The sequence below is a fragment of the Peptostreptococcus russellii genome, assembly GCF_900110295.1.
Taxonomy (GTDB): Bacteria; Bacillota; Clostridia; order Peptostreptococcales; family Peptostreptococcaceae; genus Peptostreptococcus; species Peptostreptococcus russellii_A.
Map to the genome: position 1 here is coordinate 105,032 of NZ_FODF01000007.1, position 21,818 is coordinate 126,849.

Genomic DNA, 21,818 nt, shown 5'->3' on the forward strand with positions numbered 1-21,818 from the left:
ATATTCTTTACAAGCTTTTATGTATACAATATATGTTATTTAATATAATCAACTTAATATTTCATATATTATCAATATTAACTTAATATTATTTTATAAAAAATAGACAGCTAGTTAGTTTTACCAAAAGCTGTCTATTTTTATATTATTTTTGACAATAAAAAAGGTCTAACACAAATCCTGCGTTAAACCCTAATTTTCTATATTTGAAGCTATTAAGCTAAGTTGCTTTTAGCAACTTCTACTAACTTAGCAAATCCAGCTGGATCAGCTATAGCTAATTCAGAAAGCATCTTTCTGTTTACTTCAATTCCAGCCTTCTTTAGACCGTTCATGAATCTTGAATATGACATGTCGTTCATTCTACATGCTGCATTTATTCTCTGTATCCAAAGCTTTCTGAAGTCTCTCTTCTTCTGCTTTCTTCCTATATATGCGTTATTTAAAGCCTTCATAACGAACTGGTTTGAAGTCTTGAAAAGCTTACTTCTTGATCCCTGGTATCCCTTTGCAAGCTTTATTACCTTTTTATGTCTCTTATGGGCGTTCATTCCCTTTTTTACTCTTGCCATTGTAACTCCTCCTCGATTTTATTTCTTAATTCCTACTTGTATGGTAATAACTGTGCTATTCTCTTAGCATCTCCATCACTTACTAAAGTTGACTTTCTTAAGTTCATCTTAGTCTTTGGTGACTTCTTTGTAAGTATATGAGCTTTATAAGCTTTAGCTCTCTTAAGCTTTCCACTTCCTGTTCTTCTTAATCTCTTTGCTGCACCTCTATGTGTCTTCATCTTTGGCATAACAAAATCCTCCTCTCAATTATTATCTATTTCTTTGGATCTATAACTGTAACCATGTTGTTTCCCTCAAACTTAGGGGGTTTACCTGGTTCTCCAAACTCGCTTAACATGTCAATGAAGTTCATCATTACTTCTCTTCCGATGTCCTTATGACCAAGCTCTCTACCTCTAAATCTAAGTTCAACTTTTACTTTATCTCCCTTTTTAAGGAATTTAATTGCCTGATTAGCCTTAGTCTTTAAATCATTTTCACCGATAGCCGGTCTTAATCTTATTTCCTTGACATTGATTGTCTTTTGCTTTTTCTTTGCTTCTTTTTCCATTCTTGACTGTTCATACTTGAACTTTCCATAGTCCATAATCTTACAAACAGCTGGTTTTGCATTTGGAGAAATCATAGCTAAATCAAGATTCTTACGTCTTGCTAATTCTAAAGCCTGCTTTGAGCTCATTATACCTAACTGTTCTCCAGTTTCTGATATAACTCTGATTTCCTTTGCATTAATTTCTTCGTTGATTAATAATTCCTTACTGATATTAGAGCACCTCTTCTTTCGCTTATAATAAAATAAAAAGACGGATATAAAATCCGCCATAAGTTCCAAAATAAAATAGCAAAACAAAAGCTTTTACTAATTTCACTTTTTAACCCAACTAGCTACGCAAAGTGCTGTTAGGTGAGAACGGATTCTACTTCTTTTCATTACTTTACTAAGTATACAGGGATATTTTTAGATTGTCAAGTTTTTTTTTACTTTTTTTCTATTTTGGAAGTTTAAATATATCTACTTCTTACTAATTGACATATGATACTATTAATAAGATATTATTTCATATCCATCTTCTGTAACTAATAACTGATGCTCCCATTGAGCTGATAAAGAGCCATCTTTTGTATATGATGTCCACCCATTTTGCTTGTCTACATATACCTGTGGCTTACCTATATTTATCATCGGTTCTATTGTAAACACCATTCCAGGAACCATAACCATTCCAGTTCCCTTTCTTGCAGCATGTGAAACAAATGGTTCTTCATGGAATTCATTTCCTATACCATGACCTCCAAACATTGTAACTACTGAGTAACCCTTAGATGTTGCATATTCATATATTGCAGCGCCTATGTCTCCTATATGCCCCCAAGGCTTAACCTGTTCCATCCCCTTTTCAAGGCATTCCTTAGTTACTTCTACTAGCTTCTTAGCTTCTTCAGAAGCTTCTCCTACTATAAACATTCTAGATGCATCTGAAAAATATCCATCCTTTATAGTTGAAACATCTATGTTTATTATATCGCCTTCTTTAAGAATAGCTTTTTTTGAAGGTATACCGTGACAAACTTCATTATTTATAGAAGTACAACAACTTTTTGGAAAGCCTTCATAGTTTAAAGGTGCTGGAATTGCTCCATGCTCTACAGTATAATCATGTACCATATTATCTATATCTTCAGTACTCATTCCAGCCTTGATCTTATCTGATATAAAATCCAATACACCAGTATTTACTACTGCACTTGCCTTTATACCCTCAATCTCTTTTGGAGTCTTTATTATAAATCTATTAGGTACTATATTACCTGCCAACTGTAATTCTCTTAATTTTTCATCTTGTTCCATGTGGCATTTTTTGTACTTTAGTCCGCTTCCACACCAACACTTATCATTTCTATTCAAAACACATTCCTCCTTGTTTTTTTATCTATTTTATCTTTCGTATCTAACTTCGAGTACGAAAGCTATTAAATTTTCCTCTATTTATTATAATACCATAAAACTCTCTTTCATATTCAAAAATTATAAGAATTACTACTTTCTTTTAATGATTTTTATAAATTTAAAATTCTTTCTTTATAGATTCTCTATTATACTAATAAAAAATATATTATTTAAATCATAAAAAAATAATTATATATATGATATAAATGCTTATATTAATATTTTCTCCCAATTCTCGAAGGAAACTTCCTTTAAATTCGCAAGGTGATTTTTATTTTCTATTTTATAAGTTATCTTTTAGCTTCTTTCTCGAAACTTTACTTTTTCTATCTACTATATACTCGTACTTTCTATTCTAAATTTAAATTTTATTTCAATTTAGGAAAACGATTGACAATATAAAAAATAAGTTATATAATGAATATATTAAAGGTTTTGTTTTTCATTTCTTTACCTCAAATTTTGTTAATTGTTATCTTTTTTTGAAAAACAGAACACTGTCAGGACAGTTTGGTAGCTGTCCTTTTTTATTGTAAAAAATATATTTTATATATTCATTGCATATTGTATCGATTCATTTTCTGTATTTGCTATATTGTACCGTTATTTATTGACTTTTATCATTTTAACTACTAAAATTGTATTGTACTAATAATTAAATAATTTTCGGAGGTATTTTTATGAATAATGTAAGTAGTAAATTATCAAAACTTACTCAAACAGCAATACTAGCAGCTCTTTGCTTTATTACATTCACTTTTTTACAGATTAAAATTCCTGTTCCAGGTGGAGATATGACATCTATACATTTTGGTAATGTATTTCTTGTTTTAGCAGCTCTTCTTTTAGGAGGATTTTATGGTGGTCTAGCAGGCGCTATAGGTATGACAATAGCTGACCTTATGGATCCTGTATATATTTTAGTTGCTCCTAAAACTTTTATCTTAAAACTTTGTATAGGACTTATTGTAGGAACAATTGCTCATAAAGTTGCGCATATTAATGAAACAAATGACAAAAAATATATTTTTAAGTGGTCTCTTATCGCTTCAATATGCGGTATGGCATTTAATGTAGTTGCAGATCCTGTTGTTGGATATTTTTACAAGATTTATTTATTAGGTCAGCCACAAGATGCGGCTAAAATTCTTGCAAAAATAAGCGCTGGTGCTACACTTTTCAATGCTATTACGACAGTAATCATTGCTGTAGCTATCTATTCTGCACTAAGACCTATTTTGATTAAGTCTAATCTACTAGTAGACTATGATGCAAAAAAAGTGGCATAGCTTCAAAATTATCAACTAATATAAAATAAAAAACAAGAGACTCATAATTTTGAGCTCTTGTTTTTTGTATTTTGACTTATTATATATGCTAAAGCTAATTACTCTTTAGGTTATTTCATTTTTAAAATATACCCATATCTAAGTTTTATCTATTTTACTTAAAACTCAATGGTATTTTAATTTTACTTTAATATTCTATTTTCTTTTTTATAAAATTTCCACTTCGCATTTCTTCAAATGCTTTTTCAAGACCCCTTCTAGTATCCATAACTACAGGTCCACCCCAATAAATTTCTTCTTTTAAAGGTTCTGAAGCTAATATTAATATATCTGTATCAGTTTTGGCTTTTATTTCCAGATTTCCTTTTTCAGAGAATTTAACGGCTGTTTTTTCCTCTATATATTCAGAATTTATTTCTACATTACCTTGAAGAGTAAAAGCCATTAAAGAGGCTTCAGTAATATCATCTAAAATTATTTCTTTACCCTTTTCTAGATATAAATGATAAAATTTCAAAGGTGAATGCTTTGCCTGAAAAGCATGTATATCCTTGTAATCACCGCTTATTACTCTCAAGTACCCACCATCTAGATCTAGTTGTGGAATATCTTCTTCTCTTATATTATAATATTCTGGATCTGTCATCTTCTCTTTGGCTGGAAGATTCAACCAAATCTGCACACCTAACATTCTATCTGCTGCTGGAATTTCTTCTTCATGGAATATACCAGAACCAGCTGTCATCCACTGTACTGAACCTCCAGTGACTACATCTTCATTTCCTAGACTATCTTTGTGTTTCATTTTTCCTTCTTTTAAAAAAGTTATCGTTTCTATACCTCTATGAGGATGCATAGGAAATCCACCTATATAGTCCTTGGGATCTCTACTATCAAAAGAGTCTAACATCAATATTGGATCAAAACTTTTTGCTGTATTATTTCCTAAGACCCTTACTAAATGAACACCATTTCCATCTACTGCTGCTTTCCCATTTACCTTTTTTAAAACTTTTCTATTTATATCCTTTAACATTTTTCACCTCTTTGCTTTTAAGCGCTACATTTTCTTTAATAGTCTCACTAAAGTTTCTTGTTCATCCTTACTAAGACTTCTATCTATTTCATTGCATATTATTTCTTTATTTTGTGGAAATACTTCATCCATTAATTTACTTCCGTCATCTGTAATCCTAATAATAAACTTTCTTTTATCTAATTTATCTTTTTCCTTTGTTAAAAGTCCCCTCTTTTCAAGGTTTTTTATTATTACAGGAATTGTTCCACTTGAACTAAGTATTTTCTCTTGAATTTCTCCAACACTTAAGGGCCCCTTGTGATAAATTGCCTCTAATACGCCAAATTGTGGTTCGGTTAATCCGTATTTCAAAAATAACTTATTTGATTTTGCTCCTATTTTTTTCCTAGCCCTGCTTATGCCTATAAATATTTTTAATTGCGTTGAGTTCATCTACTCTGCCTATGGTAGTATTATTACTCTCTTACTTATATCTTCTTTTTCTTTTGCTGACGGTTCTGAAAGTATTTCTCCAAAAGGCATCTGTCCTACAAGCTTATAGCTATCTGGAAGGTTATATAGATTTCTAATCATATCATCTATAACAGGGTTGTAGTGCTGAATATTAGCACCTATATTCATTTCTCTAAGACCAGACCAAATTGAAATCTGTAACATTGCAGATGACTGCATTGCCCAATTTGGGAAATTATCAGCATACGGTGGGAACTGTTCCTGTAATCCCTTTACTACTTCATCATCATAAAAATATAGTATAGTACCAAAAGCGTTTTTAAATCCGTCGATCTTTTCTCTTGGAACCTTTCCTTCAAATTCATCGTATATTTTATCCCAAAGTTCCTCTTGCTTTTCTCCTGAAAGAACTACTATTCTTGTACTTTTCATATCAAATGCGTCTGGAACAAGCTCAGTAGCCTCCTTAATAAAATCAAATACTTCCTCTTCACTTACAGGTATTTCTTTCCCTAAATTGTAATATGTTCTTCTCTTTCTTAATGCTTCTATCATTTCTTTTCCTCCTTTTTATCTCTAATTAGAGATATTTATATTTATAAGATACCCACATATTTTTTATAAAAACATATTTGTCAAAAAATATATATTATTTTTAAATTTTCTGCATTTTCATCTATAGCTTTTTACACAAAAAACTCCCCACTATATAATAGTAGGGAGTTTTTTCAAGTTTTTTAAATATATTATAATACTTCTACTTCAACATTTTCTCTTTCTTCTATCTGCTTGCTTATCTTTTCTATGAATGCATCAACGCTCATACTTCCAAGCTCACCTTCATCTCTTGATCTAACAGATATTTCACCACTTTCAAGTTCTTTTTCACCAATTACTAGCATATATGGTATCTTTTCAAGCTGTGCTTCTCTTATCTTGAATCCAACCTTTTCAGTTCTATCATCAAGTTCAACTCTTATACCCTTCTTAAATAACTGATCCATTATCTTATTTGCATGTTCATTATACTTATCTGATACTGATATTACCTTTACCTGACAAGGAGCTAACCATACTGGGAACTTTCCTGCATAGTTTTCTATTAATATACCAATAAATCTTTCTATAGATCCTAGACAAACTCTATGAATCATTACTGGTCTATGTTTTTCTCCATCCTTACCTACATAAGTTGCATCAAATCTCTGAGGTAACTGCATATCTAACTGTATAGTACCGCACTGCCAAGTTCTTCCTAGACAATCCTTTAGGTGGAAGTCTATCTTTGGACCATAGAATGCTCCATCACCTTCATTGATTACATAGTCCATTCCAAGTTCTTCAAGAGCTCCTCTTAGACCATCTTCTGCTACAGCCCATTCTTCATCAGTTCCCATAGAGTCTTCTGGTCTTGTAGACAATTCAACATGATAGCTAAATCCAAACTTAGTATAAACCTTGTCTATTAATTCTATTACACCCTTTATTTCTTCTCTTATCTGTTCTGGAAGCATAAATATATGAGCATCATCCTGAGTAAAGGCTCTAACTCTCATTAAACCATGTAATGCTCCTGAAAGTTCATGTCTATGAACTCTACCTCTTTCTGCAACTCTCATTGGGAAATCTCTATATGAATGTAACTGGCTCTTATAGAATATCATTGAACCTGGGCAGTTCATCGGCTTTATAGCATAATCTTCTTCATCTATCTTTACAGTATACATATTTTCTTTGTAATGATACCAATGTCCTGAAGTTTCCCAAAGTTTCTTGTTTAAAATTATAGGAGTTTCTATTTCTACATATCTACTTTCTCTATGTATTTCTTCCCAATACTTCATTAATGCAGCTTTTAATTCAACACCTCTTGGTAAAAATAGAGGGAATCCTGGTCCTTCTTCTGGAATCATAAATAATCCCAATTCCTTACCTAATTTTCTATGATCTCTCTTCTTAGCTTCTTCAAGCATCTTTAAATGTGCATCTAAATCCTTCTTCTTTTCAAAAGCAGTACCATATACTCTCTGAAGCATCTTATTGTTTTCGTCACCTCTCCAGTAAGCACCTGCTATATTCTGAAGCTTAAACGCCTTTACTTTCTTTGTACTCTGAAGATGTGGTCCACGACATAAGTCTACAAATTCTCCCTGTCTATACATTGAGATCTTCTCATCTTCTGGAAGATCATTTATCATTTCCACCTTGTAATCTTCATTTTTTTCTTCCATCATCTTTAAAGCTTCTTCTCTTGAAACTTCAAATCCTTCAATAGCTAGGTCTTCCTTCACTATTTTCTTCATCTCAGCTTCAATCTTTTCAAGATCTTCTGGTACCAATCTATGATCTAAATCTATATCATAGTAGAATCCATTTTCTATAGCAGGACCTATTGCAAGTTTAGTTTCTGGCCATAATCTCTTTATCGCCTGTGCAAATATATGAGCTGCTGTATGTCTGAAAGCTTCCTTTCCTTCTGCATCTTCAAATTTAAAGAAATTAACCTTACAATCATTTTCTAACTTTTCATTTAGTCCTACTGCTTTTCCATCAATTGATCCAACTAATACACTTCTTGCAAAACCATCACTTATACTTTTTGCTACATCTAATAATGATGATCCTTCTTCAACTTCTATAAAGTTTCCGTCTCTTAATTCAACTTTTATCATTATAATTCCCTCCATTTTTAAAATAAATAAAAAAATCGCCCCAATATAATATATTGGGACGAGTAAATCGCGGTTCCACCCAAGTTGATGCATTGCACCCTCTCGAAGGACTTTAAGGCAGTCAACCGAGTCTTTTCACTCTCGCTACTGGACTCTGCTAAAAGGTAGTTTTCAGATATCTCTTTTCTCGTGAACTTTCAGCCGATGATTCAACTTCTCTTATAGATGAACTATATCTTACTCTTCCTTTGTCAAAGCTTGTAATATTAATGTTGTTTTCATATTATCATATCAGATTTTATTTTGCAAGTAATTTTTTGAAATTTGCTAATATTTTCTGACAATATTCCTCTGTACTTTAATTTATCAAAATATTATCCATATATATTTTCCTTATTTTATACATTACTTATTTACTCCACTATACATATTTCATATCCTAACATTCTATATTTAGAAGTATAATCCCTTTAATTTTTTAACTATAAAAACAATAATTATTTTTCAAAAATAAACATACTCCCATAATCTGTAAGCTTTCTATTTGAAAGTTCCCTTATTTTTTTCCCTTTCTTTTCTACAAATTCTTTTATCCTTATATAATCTGGATGTTCGCTTATCTTTCCAAAAAATAATATTTCTTTTTTAAAAGATGCACTTGCTCCACCTATAAAACCATAATTAAAATCAAATAAATCTATATATCCTGTACTTATCTTGAGTACATCAAGCCCTCTATCTTCTAGACATTTTGCTATACCTTCATCATATGTAATTACAGATTTTTCATCTACTTGACATATTGAACAGTTAGAATATCCTTGCTTTATATTAATTACATTTTCTAGTTCAAGTATTTTATCTACTGTTTTTTCTTTTTCAGAAGTATTTTCTCCCATGTTATTTTTTTTAAAGTTACAACTTATATTTTCCCTAGAATTTTTTTTCATACTTCTGTTATTTTTTATTTTCTCATTTTTAATATATTTGCTATATATTAAACTCTTTATTTCATAGTCTGTATTTTCAAAGTTAGCTATATAGTATTTACCTGTGTAGCAAACATTGTATAAAATATCTCCAGGATATTTCTTAGATAGAGAAGTTTTTCCAGAAATTATATTTCTATTTACACCTAATTTTTGAAATTTTTCCCTGTAATAATTATAAGATTCAGGAGAAACTACTATGTTTTCTCCATCAGTAAACATATTTATATCTACATGTCCTGAAATAGCATCGTATATATTTTTATTACAGTAGGAATCTATTAACTCTAAACCTAAATTTTTAAGATTTCTTCTAGACTCTTTATCCATTCTAAAGTCTATCACTGCTATTTTCTTCTTCATGACACACTCCTTTTAGAAACTTTATATTTTAGAATATAGCATATAAAGTTTGAATTTAAAAGAAAAAATCTCCCTTTTAGATAAAGAGAGATCCTTCTTAATATATTTTATAATATTTGAAATTTGATTTTATAATAATTTTTCAAGACTAAAGTTAAGTTTTTTAGCCAATCCATTCCAAGATAAAGACTCAATATTTAAGCATTTTTCTCTGTCTTTAATTCTTGAATCTATAGCTTTCTCCAATGCAGTCTTTAGCCTATCTCTGAAGCCTTCCAACTCATCTTCATATGGAATAGATACTGACTTCATTTTTGGCAATTCTACATACTCAATAAGACCGCTATTTTTGATTTTATCACCTAGCCAAGCCTCTAATCCATCTACATCTGTAGATATTACATAATTTCCACAAGCCATAGCCTCCAAAAGTACCAAAGGCAAACCTTCATAGTATGATGGCAAAACAAATATATCTGATTTATTAAGTTCATCGCACAATCTATTCTGATCTACTCTGCCTATAAAATCGATTTCATATTTGCAATTATCAGCCGCTTTAATTATATCATTCTTCTCTTTTTCAATACTTCCATCACCAGCAAATACAACTTTTATAGCTTCTTCATCATACTCTAGACTATTAATAGCTTCTATAAAAGGCAATAATCCCTTGCTATAAGAAAGTTTACCGGCATAAGATATTTTTATTGCTCCTTCTTTTTTATATTTTTTATTGTAAAACACAGAGCTATCATATCCACTCCCCAAAACTTCTATTTTGTTGATATCAACTTCATAAATATTTGATATAATCTTTTTTTGTTCTTCATGTAAAGCATATATTCTATCGAGCTTTTTTATATTTTCAAGTATATATTCTTTTTCAAAGTCTATGCTTCTAATTTGTCTTAAACATGTTCCATGGCTTATAGCAACTACCTTTTTATTTGGAAACAACTCTCTAACTATAGAGGTGCAAAAATAAAGATGATGACATACTATAAGGTCTGGATTTAAATATTCTACTGCTTTTTTTATAGAATCTATTATCCCATCTTTCATTTTTTCAGCCATAAGTTCTGACATATCTCTATATCTTGTACTTGAATAAGGCATATTATCGCTCATTCCCGGAACATTAAAATCAATCTTTTCCGAGTTATATATTACAGGAAAAAATTCTACTTTATTATTAAATTTTTCTTTTATTTTTTCAACACTATCGCCAATATCTATTCCTGCAACTAAAGCCTGTTTATCACAAAGCTTTTCCATTCCATTAATAATACCACTCATATATATTCCACTTCCCGTAGAATCAGGTTTCTGAGCACTCACATGCAGAATGTTCATATATTACCTCCAACACATCCCTCTATAAATATAGATTTTTTATCATTTATATAGATTATAAGTAATAAAAAATATTATTTCAACATCTATGCATTATTTGTAACTTCATATAGTATGTTATTGTTTTTTTCTATTATCGCATTCTATATAATCATCTATTTCTATAGACCTTTTTATTAATATTTCTTCTCAAAGATATTCTTTACAAATGTATATATAACACGATATAGACATATTATTTATAAAATTTTATTTTTTACATAATTGTAGGGGATATATCTTTTGATAAGATATATCCCCTACATATTTTTGTGATTGATTAGGCTTTATTAATTTTTATTATTCTACACAATTCATCTGCAAATTCGTCTGTTTTTGAACTTCCACCTAAATCCTCTGTTAAAACTTTTCCTTCTCTAAATACTTCTTTTAAAGATTCCTCTATTAGACTAGCAGCAGTATTTTCTCCTATATATCTAAGCATCATTACTGAAGATTGTATTATAGCAGTTGGATTGGCTATATTCTTTCCTGCTATTTGAGGTGCACTTCCATGAACTGCTTCGAAAACTGCATATTCCTTACCTATATTGGCGCTTGGTATTATCCCTAATCCTCCTACAAGTCCTGCACAAAGATCTGATAGTATATCTCCATATAAATTGGGCATAACCATTACATCAAATTTTTCTGGATTTAGTACTAAATTCATTGCAGCTGCATCTACTATTATGTCATCTGCATATATTTTATTGTCTACACTACTATCATCTTTTTTTTCAATTCCATTTTCCGAACATACTTTATAGAATTCTCTAAGAAATAATCCGTCTGATATTTTCATTATATTTGCCTTATGTACACAAGATAAACGATTATAACTATTATTTTTTGTATAGTCACAAGCAAAATCCACTATTCTATCACTTGCGTCCTTAGTGATAATCTTAATACTCTCACCGGCAAAATCTCCTATCGAATGTTCTATTCCCGAGTAAAGTCCCTCTGTATTCTCTCTTATAATTGTCAGGTCTATATCGCTGTATCTTGATTTTATGCCTTCAAAAGTCTTTATGGGTCTTACATTTGCATATAAATCAAGAGCCTTTCTAAGAGCAACATTTACACTTCTAAATCCCTTGCCAACAGGTGTTGTAACTGGACCTTTTATTGCTATTTTGTTTTTCTTTATACTATCTATCACATAGTCAGGAAGAGGATTTCCATATTTTTCAATGACTTTTTCTCCTGCTTCTACTTCTTCCCATTTAATTTCTACTCCAGTTGCTTCTACAACTTTCTTCATAGCTTTTGTAACTTCTATACCTATTCCATCTCCTGAAATCAATGTTATATTATACATAGATACCTCCAATGATTTTAATTTTAGATCCTTACTTAATTTTACTTTACTTTTTCCTTGATGCTATTTAATTTTCCTCCAGCTAGCAACATATCAATTTCTTTTTTATTGAATTGTGCCTTAACATAAAAATCAAAGTCTTTATCTAAGTCTTTAATTTTAATTCTAGAGTTTTTCAGACCTTCAAAAATATTCTCTATTTTTAACTGATCCATTTGATCTATTTTTTCATAATCATCGGGATTTTCAAACTCCATAGCTAATATTCCACTATTTATCAAATTCGCCTTGTGTATTCTAGCAAAACTCTTTGCTAGAACTGCCTTTATTCCGAGATACAAGGGTACTAAGGCTGCATGTTCTCTAGATGACCCCTGACCATAGTTTTCTCCAGCTACTATAAAGCCACCCTTATTTTCCAATGCTCTACTAGAAAAATCTTCATCAATTGTACTAAAACAGAAATTAGAAAGATATGGTATATTACTTCTATACGGAAGCAATTTAGCATTTGAAGGCATTATATGGTCTGTTGTAATGTTGTCTTCTGTCTTTATAATTACTTTACCTAAAAGACTATCAGATAGCTTAGTATTTAGAGGAAACGGCTTTATATTAGGTCCTCTTACTACCTCAACTTTGAATGAATCTTCTGCAGGACTTATTATCATACTATCATCTATAATAAAACTCTCTGTTGATATATCCTTAAAATCAATATCAAATTCTGCATCTCTCGGATCCATAAGGCAACCGTAAATTGCACTTACAGCAGCTACTTCTGGACTAGATAAATATACTTTAGCTGAGTTTGTACCACTTCTACCATAGAAATTTCTATTGAAAGTTCTAATACTTACTGCATCTGTTCCTGGAGATTGCCCCATACCTATACAAGGTCCACATGAGTTCTCAAGTATTCTAGCACCAGAACTAATAATGTCACCTAAAGCTCCATTTCTAGCAATCATCTCCATTACCTGTCTTGAGCCTGGAGCTATAACTAAGCTAACATTATCTGCTACTTTTCTTCCCTTTAATATTCTAGATACTTTCATAAAATCCTCATATGATGAATTTGTACAACTTCCTATTGCCACTTGATCTATCTTTATTCTTCCTTCTTCTCTACAAGTTTTAATATTATCTGGACTATGTGGTGCTGCTACCATAGGTTCCAATTCTTCAAGGTTTATTTCTATAATCTCATCATAACTTGCATCTTCATCAGCTGATAATTCCTTCCAATCTTCTAGTCTATTTTGTGCTATGAAAAATTCTTTTGTTCTCTCATCACTTGGAAAAATAGATGTAGTAGCTCCTAGTTCAGCTCCCATATTAGTTATAGTAGCTCTTTGAGGAACTGAAAGGTTTTTTACACCTTCACCACCATATTCATATACTTTTCCAACTCCACCTTTTACAGTCTCTCTCTTTAAAATCTCAAGAATAATATCCTTTGAAGAAACCATAGGTGATAATTTTCCATTTAAATTAACTTTTACTACTTTAGGAACTTTAATATAATAGGCTTCACCTGCCATAGCAAGTGCTACATCTAAACCACCAGCTCCTATTGCCAACATAGCTACTCCACCTGCAGTAGGAGTATGGCTATCAGATCCCAAGAGAGTATCTCCTGGAACTGAAAATCTCTCAAGATTAACCTGATGACAAATTCCATTACCCGGTCTTGAAAAATAAATTCCATATTTATTTGCTATTGTCTGTATAAATTTATGGTCATCTGCATTTTCAAATCCCTGCTGTAACATATTATGGTCTACAAATGCCACAGACTTTTTAGTCTTTACCTTGTCGATTCCCATAGCCTCCAATTGAAGATATGCCATAGTTCCTGTAGAATCCTGAGTAAGTGTTCTATCTATTATAATGCCTGCAGTAGTTCCTACTTTTAACTCTCCTTCTATAATATGATTTGATAAAATCTTTTCAACTATATTCTTTCCCAATTCAATCACCTTCTATTACATATTTACAGCTTTAACTGTACTGCTATTTAGACAAGCTATATCTAAATAGTGTATTTTATCAATTTTCCTAATCACTTTTTATTATTTTATTAATTTTCTGATATTTTTATTATTTTTTTATAAATTATCTATTCATCTCTTTTAATGAAATAGCTTCTACAGCTAATTTTAAACTATTCCACTTGATATAGTATTTCCCTTACTATCTACAATATCCTTGTATATAGAAACGATTTCCTTGTCAAATAAAGATCTCTTTAATGTAACAGAAGTACTTCTTACATTTTCAAGAACTAAAGCTGCTGTTTCGTCATCAAGTTCTAAGTCATATTCTCTAAATTTATTTAATATAGCTGCCTTTCCTGAATGTTTTCCTATTACAATTTGTCTTTGTCTACCTACTTCTGCTGGATCAAATGCTTCATAGTTTTTAGGATTTTTTAAAGCTCCATCTGCATGGATACCAGATTCATGCTTAAACATATTGCTTCCAACTATTGCTTTCCATGCTGGAAGTTCTCTACCTGATGCTCTAGAAACATATTCTGAAAGCTCAACAAACTTCTTTGTATCAATATTTGAATCGTATTTAAGTACATGTATAAGAGACATCAATACTTCTTCCAAAGCAGCATTTCCTGCTCTTTCTCCAAGACCGTTAACTGTAACTCCTACATAATTTGCTCCACCTAAAACACCACCTATAGCATTTGCTGTTGCCATACCAAAGTCATTATGAGTATGCATTTCTATATCAAAATCTGTAGCACTATGTATTCTCTCTATTTTATTTCTTATTGTAAATGGATCCATTACTCCAACTGTATCACAAAATCTAAACCTGTCTGCTCCAGCCTCTTTTGCACACTGAATAAACTCTATAAGAAAATCTTCATCTGCTCTTGATGCATCTTCTCCATTTACTGAAACATACAAGCCATTTTTCTTTGCATATTCTGTAGCTGCAACCATTTTTTCAAGAACCCATTCTCTTGATGTTCTCAATTTGTTTTGTATATGTATATCTGAAACTGATATAGAGATTGCTACTGCATCAACACCACAGTCTATACTCTGCTCTATATCACCTATAACTGCTCTATTCCATGCCATAATACTTGATTTTAAATTCTTTTTAACAATTTTTCTTATAGCTTCCTTTTCATCTCCACCCATAGTAGGTATACCTACTTCTAACTGATCTATTCCTAAATCACTAAGCATTTCAGCAATCATTATTTTTTCGCTATTTGCAAATACAACTCCCGCTGTCTGCTCTCCATCTCTCAAAGTAGTATCCACTATCTTTAAATCTTTCCCTCTAATTTTATCAACCACACACATTATACTAACCTCCACATTCCGACTTATGCAAGTCTTTTTTTTTCTCTTTCATTTCCTTGAATATTATTATAATTGTAAAACAATTTTTTTGCAATAGTTTTTTTGATATTTTTGATTTATTTTTTTAAGCTAATTCATTTTAGCTTACTTTTTACAGTATTTATCAAGTATTATAGGTTATTTCTGCAACTTACTTTTTATGTCTTTCATTTGATTTTATTTTTTTGACAATTTCCACAATGGTTAATTTTTTTATGTTTTATGCATGATAACGTTTTTATTATTCTGTTTTTACAGCTTTAGTTGACAATAAAACATTAAAAATAAAAAAAGTTATTTTTTTGTCATTTCAATATTACTGTAAATTTTATTAGCTTATTTAATTTTTATATACAATGTGATTTTATATAATTCAATTTGAATCTTTTATATGATATAATATAAACTCGATTAGATATTTATATTCTTTTATAAAGAAAATTTTTGAAAAGGAGGATGGGCAATCCCGAATTTATGCAACTTATGGACACTGCCCTTAAAAAATATGAATTTTAATGAACTCAATGTCGAAGAAGCAATAGTAAAATCATTGAAAAAAATGGGAATAAAAGAGCCCACATCTGTACAAAAAAAAGTAATTCCAGCTATACTTAACAATAAAAGCATTGTTGCTGAATCAAATACAGGTACAGGAAAAACTTTATCATATCTTATACCTATAATTAATCATATATACTTGGGAAAACTATCTAAAGTTTTAATTCTCGCTCCAACAAGAGAACTTGTTATACAGATTAATTCAGAAGCAGAAAAGATTATTTCAAATTTAGAAAATAGTGAAATTACTACTCTTCCAGTTTATGGTGGAAAAGATATAAAATCGCAAATCAATAAATTGAAAAATAAGGTTAATATTATAATTGCAACACCAGGACGTCTTTTAGACCACTTAAATAGAAAGACAATCGATTTAGCAGATGTTTCTAACGTGGTTATCGATGAAGCTGACCAAATGCTTCTAATGGGCTTTAGGAAAGAGATAGACCATGCACTTCAGGATGTAAAAAAAATAAATCAAATAATGCTTTTATCTGCTACTATTGATCCAAAAGTCAAGAAGTTGGCATATAGATATTCAGATAAAATAGAAATTATAAGTTCAGTAAATGAAAATGAAGTTCCAGAACTTATTGAACAAGAATTTGTATTTACTACTGATAGAAATAAATTTGATGATCTATGTGAAAAAATCAAAGAGGATAATCCTTTTATGGCGATTATCTTTTGCAGAACAAAAGCAAGAGTGGATAATTTAGACCTAAAGTTTGCCCAGGAAGGTTTTAATTGCGAAAAAATACATAGCGACATAAGTCAGGCTAAAAGAGAAAGAATTATAAAAAATTTTAGGGATATGAAAATACAATTTCTTATATCAACTGATCTTGCGTCAAGAGGACTTGATATAGATGGAATTACCCATATATACAATTATGATTTTCCAGAGTCAGAAGAAGACTATATACATAGAATAGGAAGAACAGGAAGAATTGGAAAAGAAGGAAAAGCCAGCTCTTTTATAACAGAAAAAAATATGGAAGTCTATGAAAAAGTAAAGAACTTAAAATAACATTAAAAAGGTTGCCGAATTCGGCAACCTTTTATTTCTATAACCACTAGTGTTTATTAAACTTCAGCAACCCATAATCCGTGAAGATTACAATATTCATAAGCTGCTACAGCCTTATCATCATCTGCTAAAGTAAATTCAGCTACTGGCTTATCACTTGGAAGTAAATCGACTCTCTGAACAGTCTTTTCAGTTACAAGAACGATAAACTTAATTGAATGTTCTGGAGTCATTGGATGCTCTACGCTACCAACCTTTACTACTACCTTATTTCCTGATACTTCTACTACAGGAACATGCTTTTCTCCAGCTGCATCTGTAGAGTTAGCGTCTAGTAACACCATATCCTGTTCACAACATGATAGTGTTCCACCACCGTTAACTACTTTTTCCACTATGTTTCCACATACATTACACTTGTAAAATGATACTTTCTTTGCCATATCATAACCTCCTTAATTAGTTATTAATTTACTCTGAGCTGCATTCATCACAAACACCTCTCAAAATTAAATACATTGAATTAACTTTAAAACCCTTTTTCTCAGATAGCTTGTCTACATAATCTATTTTTTCATCTTCTATATCAAAAATCTTTCCGCACTTTTCACATATAAAGTGGTGATGTTCTTCAGTATTTCCATCAAACCTAACAGGATCGCCTGGAATATTTATTTTCTTAATATACCCATGTTCCTCTAGTTGGGTCAAATTCCTGTAAACAGTTCCTAAACTGAGATTCGGATTACTTTCTTTCAATCTGTCATAAATATTATCAGCTGTTAGGTGTTCATTGCTACTAAGAACAGTCTTTAAAATCAACTCTCTTTGTCTAGAAAATTTCTTCATAACAATACACCCTTTTCAATTTTTCAGCTATTTTAAAGCTCTATATTACTTCCAATTTTCTGCCTTTACTTCAAAGAAAGCCTGTGGATGCTTACATACTGGACATAACTTTGGAGCCTTCTTAGATACATGTATATGTCCACAGTTCTGGCACTTCCATACTACTACATCTTCCTTTTCGAATACTTTACCTTCCTTAAGATTAGCTAATAAAGTTCTATATCTTTCTTCATGAGTCTTTTCTATTGCAGCAACACCCTTGAATAATCTAGCTAATTCAGTAAATCCTTCTTCTTCTGCATCCTTAGCAAATCCTGCATACATGTCAGTCCATTCATAGTTTTCACCTTCAGCAGCAGCTAATAGATTTTCTTCAGTTGTTCCTATTTCTCCACCTTCTAAAGCCTTGAACCATAACTTAGCATGTTCCTTTTCATTATCAGCAGTTTCTAGGAATATATCAGCGATCTGGTTGTATCCTTCCTTTCTTGCCTTTGAAGCAAAGTAAGTATACTTATTTCTTGCCATTGATTCCCCAGCAAAACCTTCCTGTAAATTCTTTTCTGTCTTTGTTCCCTTTAATTCGATACTCATTAAAACATCCTCCTTAGATTTTATTATCAATTTTATTTTAATAATAGTAATCATTACTATTATTCTTAGCATTAATTATAATTGAATTATATTCTTTTGTCAAGATAAATTCTTTTATAAGCCTTTATTTTCAGTATATAAAGCTATATACTGAAAACCACAAAAGCCATCATTATCTTTACATTACATATATACCCTTGCCAATACTTTTAAAACATAAAACGATAATATTTCCTATTATTGAAATTACTTTTTTCTATTGTATACTCTATAAGATACTGTTTTCAAGCTTTATAGAGTATATTATTTTTTAAATAATTTATTTTTATTTTTCGCTTTTTTATAATAAATTTACATTCCCAAAAGTTTTTTTCCTTTTTAAAACAACTTTTTAATAGTTTTTTCTAGCTTTTATTGATTAATATTCATTTTCATTAATCTTTATTAAAATCAAGATCTACTCTATTAGATATTAAACTTAAACTTAAAACTTCTTTTAAACCTTTATTAGTAGTTATATTTATATATATTATTATATACAATTTATTATTGCCACTCTCATTATCAAATCTTCATTCTAATCTATTATTGTTTTATTCATACTCATCTTTAAATTTTATATTCCTATTTATTAATCCTATCTTAATATCATGCTTAGTAAAAAAGGACTGCTAAACAGCAGTCCTGAATTATCAAAATATTATTCTGGAATTATCATTACAGTAGATGTTGTATGTTTCAATACATATGCTGTACAAGAACCTATCATTCTAGTTAATCCCTTTTTTGTAGATTTTGTCATAACTATAATTTGATCGTTCTCATCTTTAGCACGCTTGACTATCTCATCGCCTGCATATCCAAAAGTAAAGTAAAGATTAACATCATATCCATCCATTACTTTTCTAGCTTGTTCTAAAAGTTCTCTTCCAAACTTTTCTGAGCTTTTTATTTCATCACTCATGGAAATACCATCTACAAACACCAATTCTTTGACATTCATAATTGTAATCTCAACATCCTCAGGTTTATAAATATCTTTTATAAAATCTAAAGAATGCATACTTCTCTCGGTTCCATCAATAGGAACTAGTATCTTAGTAGTTTTCATAAACAACACTCCCTCCGCTAAAAAAGCAATCTAATCCTCAAATTTAATCTTTAATTAAACATTACTTAAATTATTATTTAATTATATTATATAACTAAATAACATTTTAGTCAATAAATTGTCTGAATATTATTTTTTCACCTAAAATTTTATTAACTTATATTGCTTTTTCTTTCTTCTTGTTTCCGCTTATTAACAAACCTAAGATTCCACATACTAAAGCTGGAAGTACCCAGTTAAACCCTAGATCTCCACCTGGTAGAGAGTTTACAAAGTTGAATGCAGGAACCTTTGCAGATAATACTGTCATCGCACTTACTATGAAAGCAGCTCCTGTTGAAAGCTTGTAAACAAGATCACTATGAATTTTGTCTTTTACAAATGCAAGTAATATAAGCACTATTGAAGGTGGGTAAACTATTGAAAGTATTGGATTTGCAAACTTAACAAGTCCAGTAACACCCATTGTTGCTACAACAGCTGCAAATACGCATATGAAAAGTACAAACTTTGAGTAGCTTATCTTTTCCTTTGACATCATTGTTAGGTATTCTGCTGTTGCGGATGTAAGACCTATAGATGTAGTTAAACAAGCTAGTGAAACTGCTACTGCAAGTATAGACTTACCTACATTTCCTAGTAGAGCTTCTGTTATATTAACTATTACTTTTGACTGCTGTATGTCAGGACCATACATACTTGAAACTGTAGCTCCTAAGTATGTCAATCCACCATATATAAGACCTAAACCTACACAGGCTATAAGACCAGCTTTAACTAAAACTTTTACCTGTTCCTTAGGTTCAGTATATCCCTTATTCATAAGAGTTAACATTAATACAGAACCAACTGCTATTGAAACGAAACAGTCCATTGTCTGATAACCATCTGCTATACCTCTTTTGAAGATGCCATCTATCATTGGCTCTGAAATCGGTTGTCCTAAAGGACTTATTATTCCTTTTATAATAATTACAGAAAGAGCTATTATAAGGAATGGTGTAAGAACCTGTCCAACTATGTCTATAACTTTTGACGGTCTAACTGTTAAGAAAAATGTCAAAGCAAAGAATATTACGACAACTACTACTATTGGAATATTATTTCCTAATAAAGGTGTGATACCCATTTCATATGTTGTAGCTCCTGTTCTAGGTATTATTATCAATGGTCCAACACACATAATATCTACAAAGCTTAAAATAATTGCAGGAATTCTTCCAATTCTACCAAACAGTTCCATTATCTTTCCCTGACATAAAGCTATCGCTATTACTGCTAATAATGCAAGACCTGCGTCAGAAAATGTAAATCCAGCAAATGCCGTAAACCACTCTGGCCCTGCTATTATCCCTAAATACGGTGGGAATATAAGGTTTCCTGCTCCGAAGAACATTGCAAATAGTGCGAAACCAAATACAAATATATCTTTCGTGCTACTTTTCTTACTCATAATTATTTCTTTCCTCCTTAATTTTTTTTCGTTTGAAACGATAAAAGAATAATTACTATTCATTTTTTTAACTCTTATATCTATTATAAGTTTATATAATAAAGGTGTCAAGATTATTATATTGTATATGCAATGATTTTGTTATTTTCTAGATATTCAATATAACTAAAGTTTTATCTATTTATTTTTTAATATTATTAATCTACACATCTTTTTTTTAGACTTTTTATCTGTTATTACACTAATACACCTCTGATTAGGAAATCCTTTTTTTTAAATATATCTAACTGTTTTTGAAAACGTTGCCCCAACCTCCTCCCTTGTTTTAAACGTTTCTACTTGTTTTTTTGAAATTTTTAATTCATTATTCATTATTTTCTAATTGTTTTATTTTTATCACTTTTTTTGGACTTTTTTTACATTTTTTATGTACATCAGGTGATTTTTAGACCTACTCTAGATTTTTATGTTGATTATTTTATCATTTATTATCGCAATTTCAAGTTAATAAAAAAAGATACCTCATAATTTGGGCTCTATAACATTTAGTGTTGATGGCAATAAAAAATCCATAAACGTCGTAAGACGAAAATGGATAAAATTGCTATCAACACTATTTTTTCAAAAAAAAGATGAACACATACGAAATCCATTGTATAATTTAATCACCACAAAAAAATAAGAATGGATTGATCATATGTGTTCAAATAATAGTATGACAAAAATTTTAGGAATTAGCGATAAAAATTTAAAAATTATAAGCAGTAACTACAAAAATATAAAAGGTATTAGATATATG

20 protein-coding genes are annotated in these 21,818 nt (G+C 30.3%); 2 read left to right on the forward strand and 18 right to left on the reverse strand.

The window, feature by feature from the left end:
* Positions 1–215: 215 nt before the first annotated feature.
* The 4 genes from rplT to BMY82_RS05710 form a co-directional block, all read right to left on the reverse strand.
* Positions 216–572, reverse strand: coding sequence for a 50S ribosomal protein L20 (rplT, locus tag BMY82_RS05695; RefSeq protein WP_091975594.1), 357 nt, complete (start codon positions 570–572; stop codon positions 216–218).
* Between the two features lie 32 nt (positions 573–604).
* A complete protein-coding gene (rpmI, locus tag BMY82_RS05700) occupies positions 605–802 on the reverse strand; it encodes a 50S ribosomal protein L35 (protein ID WP_091975595.1) in 198 nt (65 codons plus the stop codon).
* Between the two features lie 26 nt (positions 803–828).
* On the reverse strand, positions 829–1,398 hold the full coding sequence (gene infC / locus BMY82_RS05705) for a translation initiation factor IF-3 (RefSeq protein WP_091975615.1): 570 nt from the start codon (positions 1,396–1,398) through the stop codon (positions 829–831).
* A 219-nt stretch (positions 1,399–1,617) separates the two neighbouring features.
* Positions 1,618–2,481 (reverse strand): methionyl aminopeptidase, encoded by an 864-nt coding sequence (locus tag BMY82_RS05710; RefSeq protein ID WP_091975596.1) that lies wholly within the window; start codon positions 2,479–2,481, stop codon positions 1,618–1,620.
* Positions 2,482–3,203: 722 nt separating this feature from the next.
* Between BMY82_RS05710 and BMY82_RS05715 the strand changes: the two genes are divergently transcribed.
* Complete coding sequence (locus BMY82_RS05715; protein ID WP_091975597.1) at positions 3,204–3,812, forward strand: ECF transporter S component; 609 nt, start codon at positions 3,204–3,206, stop codon at positions 3,810–3,812.
* Positions 3,813–3,999: 187 nt separating this feature from the next.
* Here the strand turns inward: BMY82_RS05715 and BMY82_RS05720 are convergent, their stop codons facing one another.
* From BMY82_RS05720 to nifV, 9 genes are all read right to left on the reverse strand, one after another.
* Positions 4,000–4,848, reverse strand: coding sequence for a pirin family protein (locus BMY82_RS05720; RefSeq protein ID WP_091975598.1), 849 nt, complete (start codon positions 4,846–4,848; stop codon positions 4,000–4,002).
* A 24-nt stretch (positions 4,849–4,872) separates the two neighbouring features.
* The gene (locus BMY82_RS05725; protein ID WP_091975599.1) at positions 4,873–5,283 is read right to left on the reverse strand and encodes a MarR family winged helix-turn-helix transcriptional regulator; all 411 of its coding nucleotides are present in this window, start codon (positions 5,281–5,283) and stop codon (positions 4,873–4,875) included.
* A gap of 9 nt (positions 5,284–5,292) precedes the next feature.
* Entirely contained in the window at positions 5,293–5,859 is a 567-nt protein-coding gene (locus tag BMY82_RS05730) for a nitroreductase family protein (RefSeq protein WP_091975600.1), read from the reverse strand.
* A gap of 191 nt (positions 5,860–6,050) precedes the next feature.
* A complete protein-coding gene (gene thrS, locus BMY82_RS05735; RefSeq protein ID WP_091975601.1) occupies positions 6,051–7,976 on the reverse strand; it encodes a threonine--tRNA ligase in 1,926 nt (641 codons plus the stop codon).
* Positions 7,977–8,473: 497 nt separating this feature from the next.
* Positions 8,474–9,328: a DUF6873 family GME fold protein gene (locus BMY82_RS05740; protein ID WP_091975602.1), complete on the reverse strand. Its 855-nt coding sequence runs from the start codon at positions 9,326–9,328 to the stop codon at positions 8,474–8,476.
* A 129-nt stretch (positions 9,329–9,457) separates the two neighbouring features.
* The gene (locus tag BMY82_RS05745; protein WP_091975603.1) at positions 9,458–10,684 is read right to left on the reverse strand and encodes a glycosyltransferase family 4 protein; all 1,227 of its coding nucleotides are present in this window, start codon (positions 10,682–10,684) and stop codon (positions 9,458–9,460) included.
* Positions 10,685–11,003: 319 nt separating this feature from the next.
* Entirely contained in the window at positions 11,004–12,047 is a 1,044-nt protein-coding gene (locus BMY82_RS05750; protein ID WP_091975604.1) for an isocitrate/isopropylmalate dehydrogenase family protein, read from the reverse strand.
* A 41-nt stretch (positions 12,048–12,088) separates the two neighbouring features.
* Positions 12,089–14,020, reverse strand: coding sequence for an aconitate hydratase (locus BMY82_RS05755; protein ID WP_091975605.1), 1,932 nt, complete (start codon positions 14,018–14,020; stop codon positions 12,089–12,091).
* Positions 14,021–14,209: 189 nt separating this feature from the next.
* Positions 14,210–15,385 (reverse strand): homocitrate synthase, encoded by a 1,176-nt coding sequence (gene nifV / locus BMY82_RS05760; protein ID WP_091975606.1) that lies wholly within the window; start codon positions 15,383–15,385, stop codon positions 14,210–14,212.
* 544 nt (positions 15,386–15,929) lie between these two features.
* Here nifV and BMY82_RS05765 point away from each other — a divergent pair.
* Entirely contained in the window at positions 15,930–17,012 is a 1,083-nt protein-coding gene (locus tag BMY82_RS05765; protein ID WP_091975607.1) for a DEAD/DEAH box helicase, read from the forward strand.
* Between the two features lie 56 nt (positions 17,013–17,068).
* Here the strand turns inward: BMY82_RS05765 and BMY82_RS05770 are convergent, their stop codons facing one another.
* The 5 genes from BMY82_RS05770 to brnQ form a co-directional block, all read right to left on the reverse strand.
* The gene (locus tag BMY82_RS05770) at positions 17,069–17,455 is read right to left on the reverse strand and encodes a desulfoferrodoxin (protein ID WP_091975608.1); all 387 of its coding nucleotides are present in this window, start codon (positions 17,453–17,455) and stop codon (positions 17,069–17,071) included.
* 28 nt (positions 17,456–17,483) lie between these two features.
* Positions 17,484–17,861 carry a Fur family transcriptional regulator gene (locus BMY82_RS05775; protein WP_091975609.1) on the reverse strand — a complete coding sequence of 126 codons (378 nt, stop codon included), beginning with the start codon at positions 17,859–17,861 and terminating at the stop codon, positions 17,484–17,486.
* A gap of 45 nt (positions 17,862–17,906) precedes the next feature.
* Positions 17,907–18,455 carry a rubrerythrin gene (gene rbr, locus BMY82_RS05780; protein ID WP_091975610.1) on the reverse strand — a complete coding sequence of 183 codons (549 nt, stop codon included), beginning with the start codon at positions 18,453–18,455 and terminating at the stop codon, positions 17,907–17,909.
* A gap of 700 nt (positions 18,456–19,155) precedes the next feature.
* Entirely contained in the window at positions 19,156–19,566 is a 411-nt protein-coding gene (locus tag BMY82_RS05785) for a universal stress protein (protein WP_091975611.1), read from the reverse strand.
* Positions 19,567–19,723: 157 nt separating this feature from the next.
* Positions 19,724–21,019 carry a branched-chain amino acid transport system II carrier protein gene (gene brnQ / locus BMY82_RS05790; RefSeq protein WP_091975612.1) on the reverse strand — a complete coding sequence of 432 codons (1,296 nt, stop codon included), beginning with the start codon at positions 21,017–21,019 and terminating at the stop codon, positions 19,724–19,726.
* Positions 21,020–21,818: the final 799 nt, after the last annotated feature.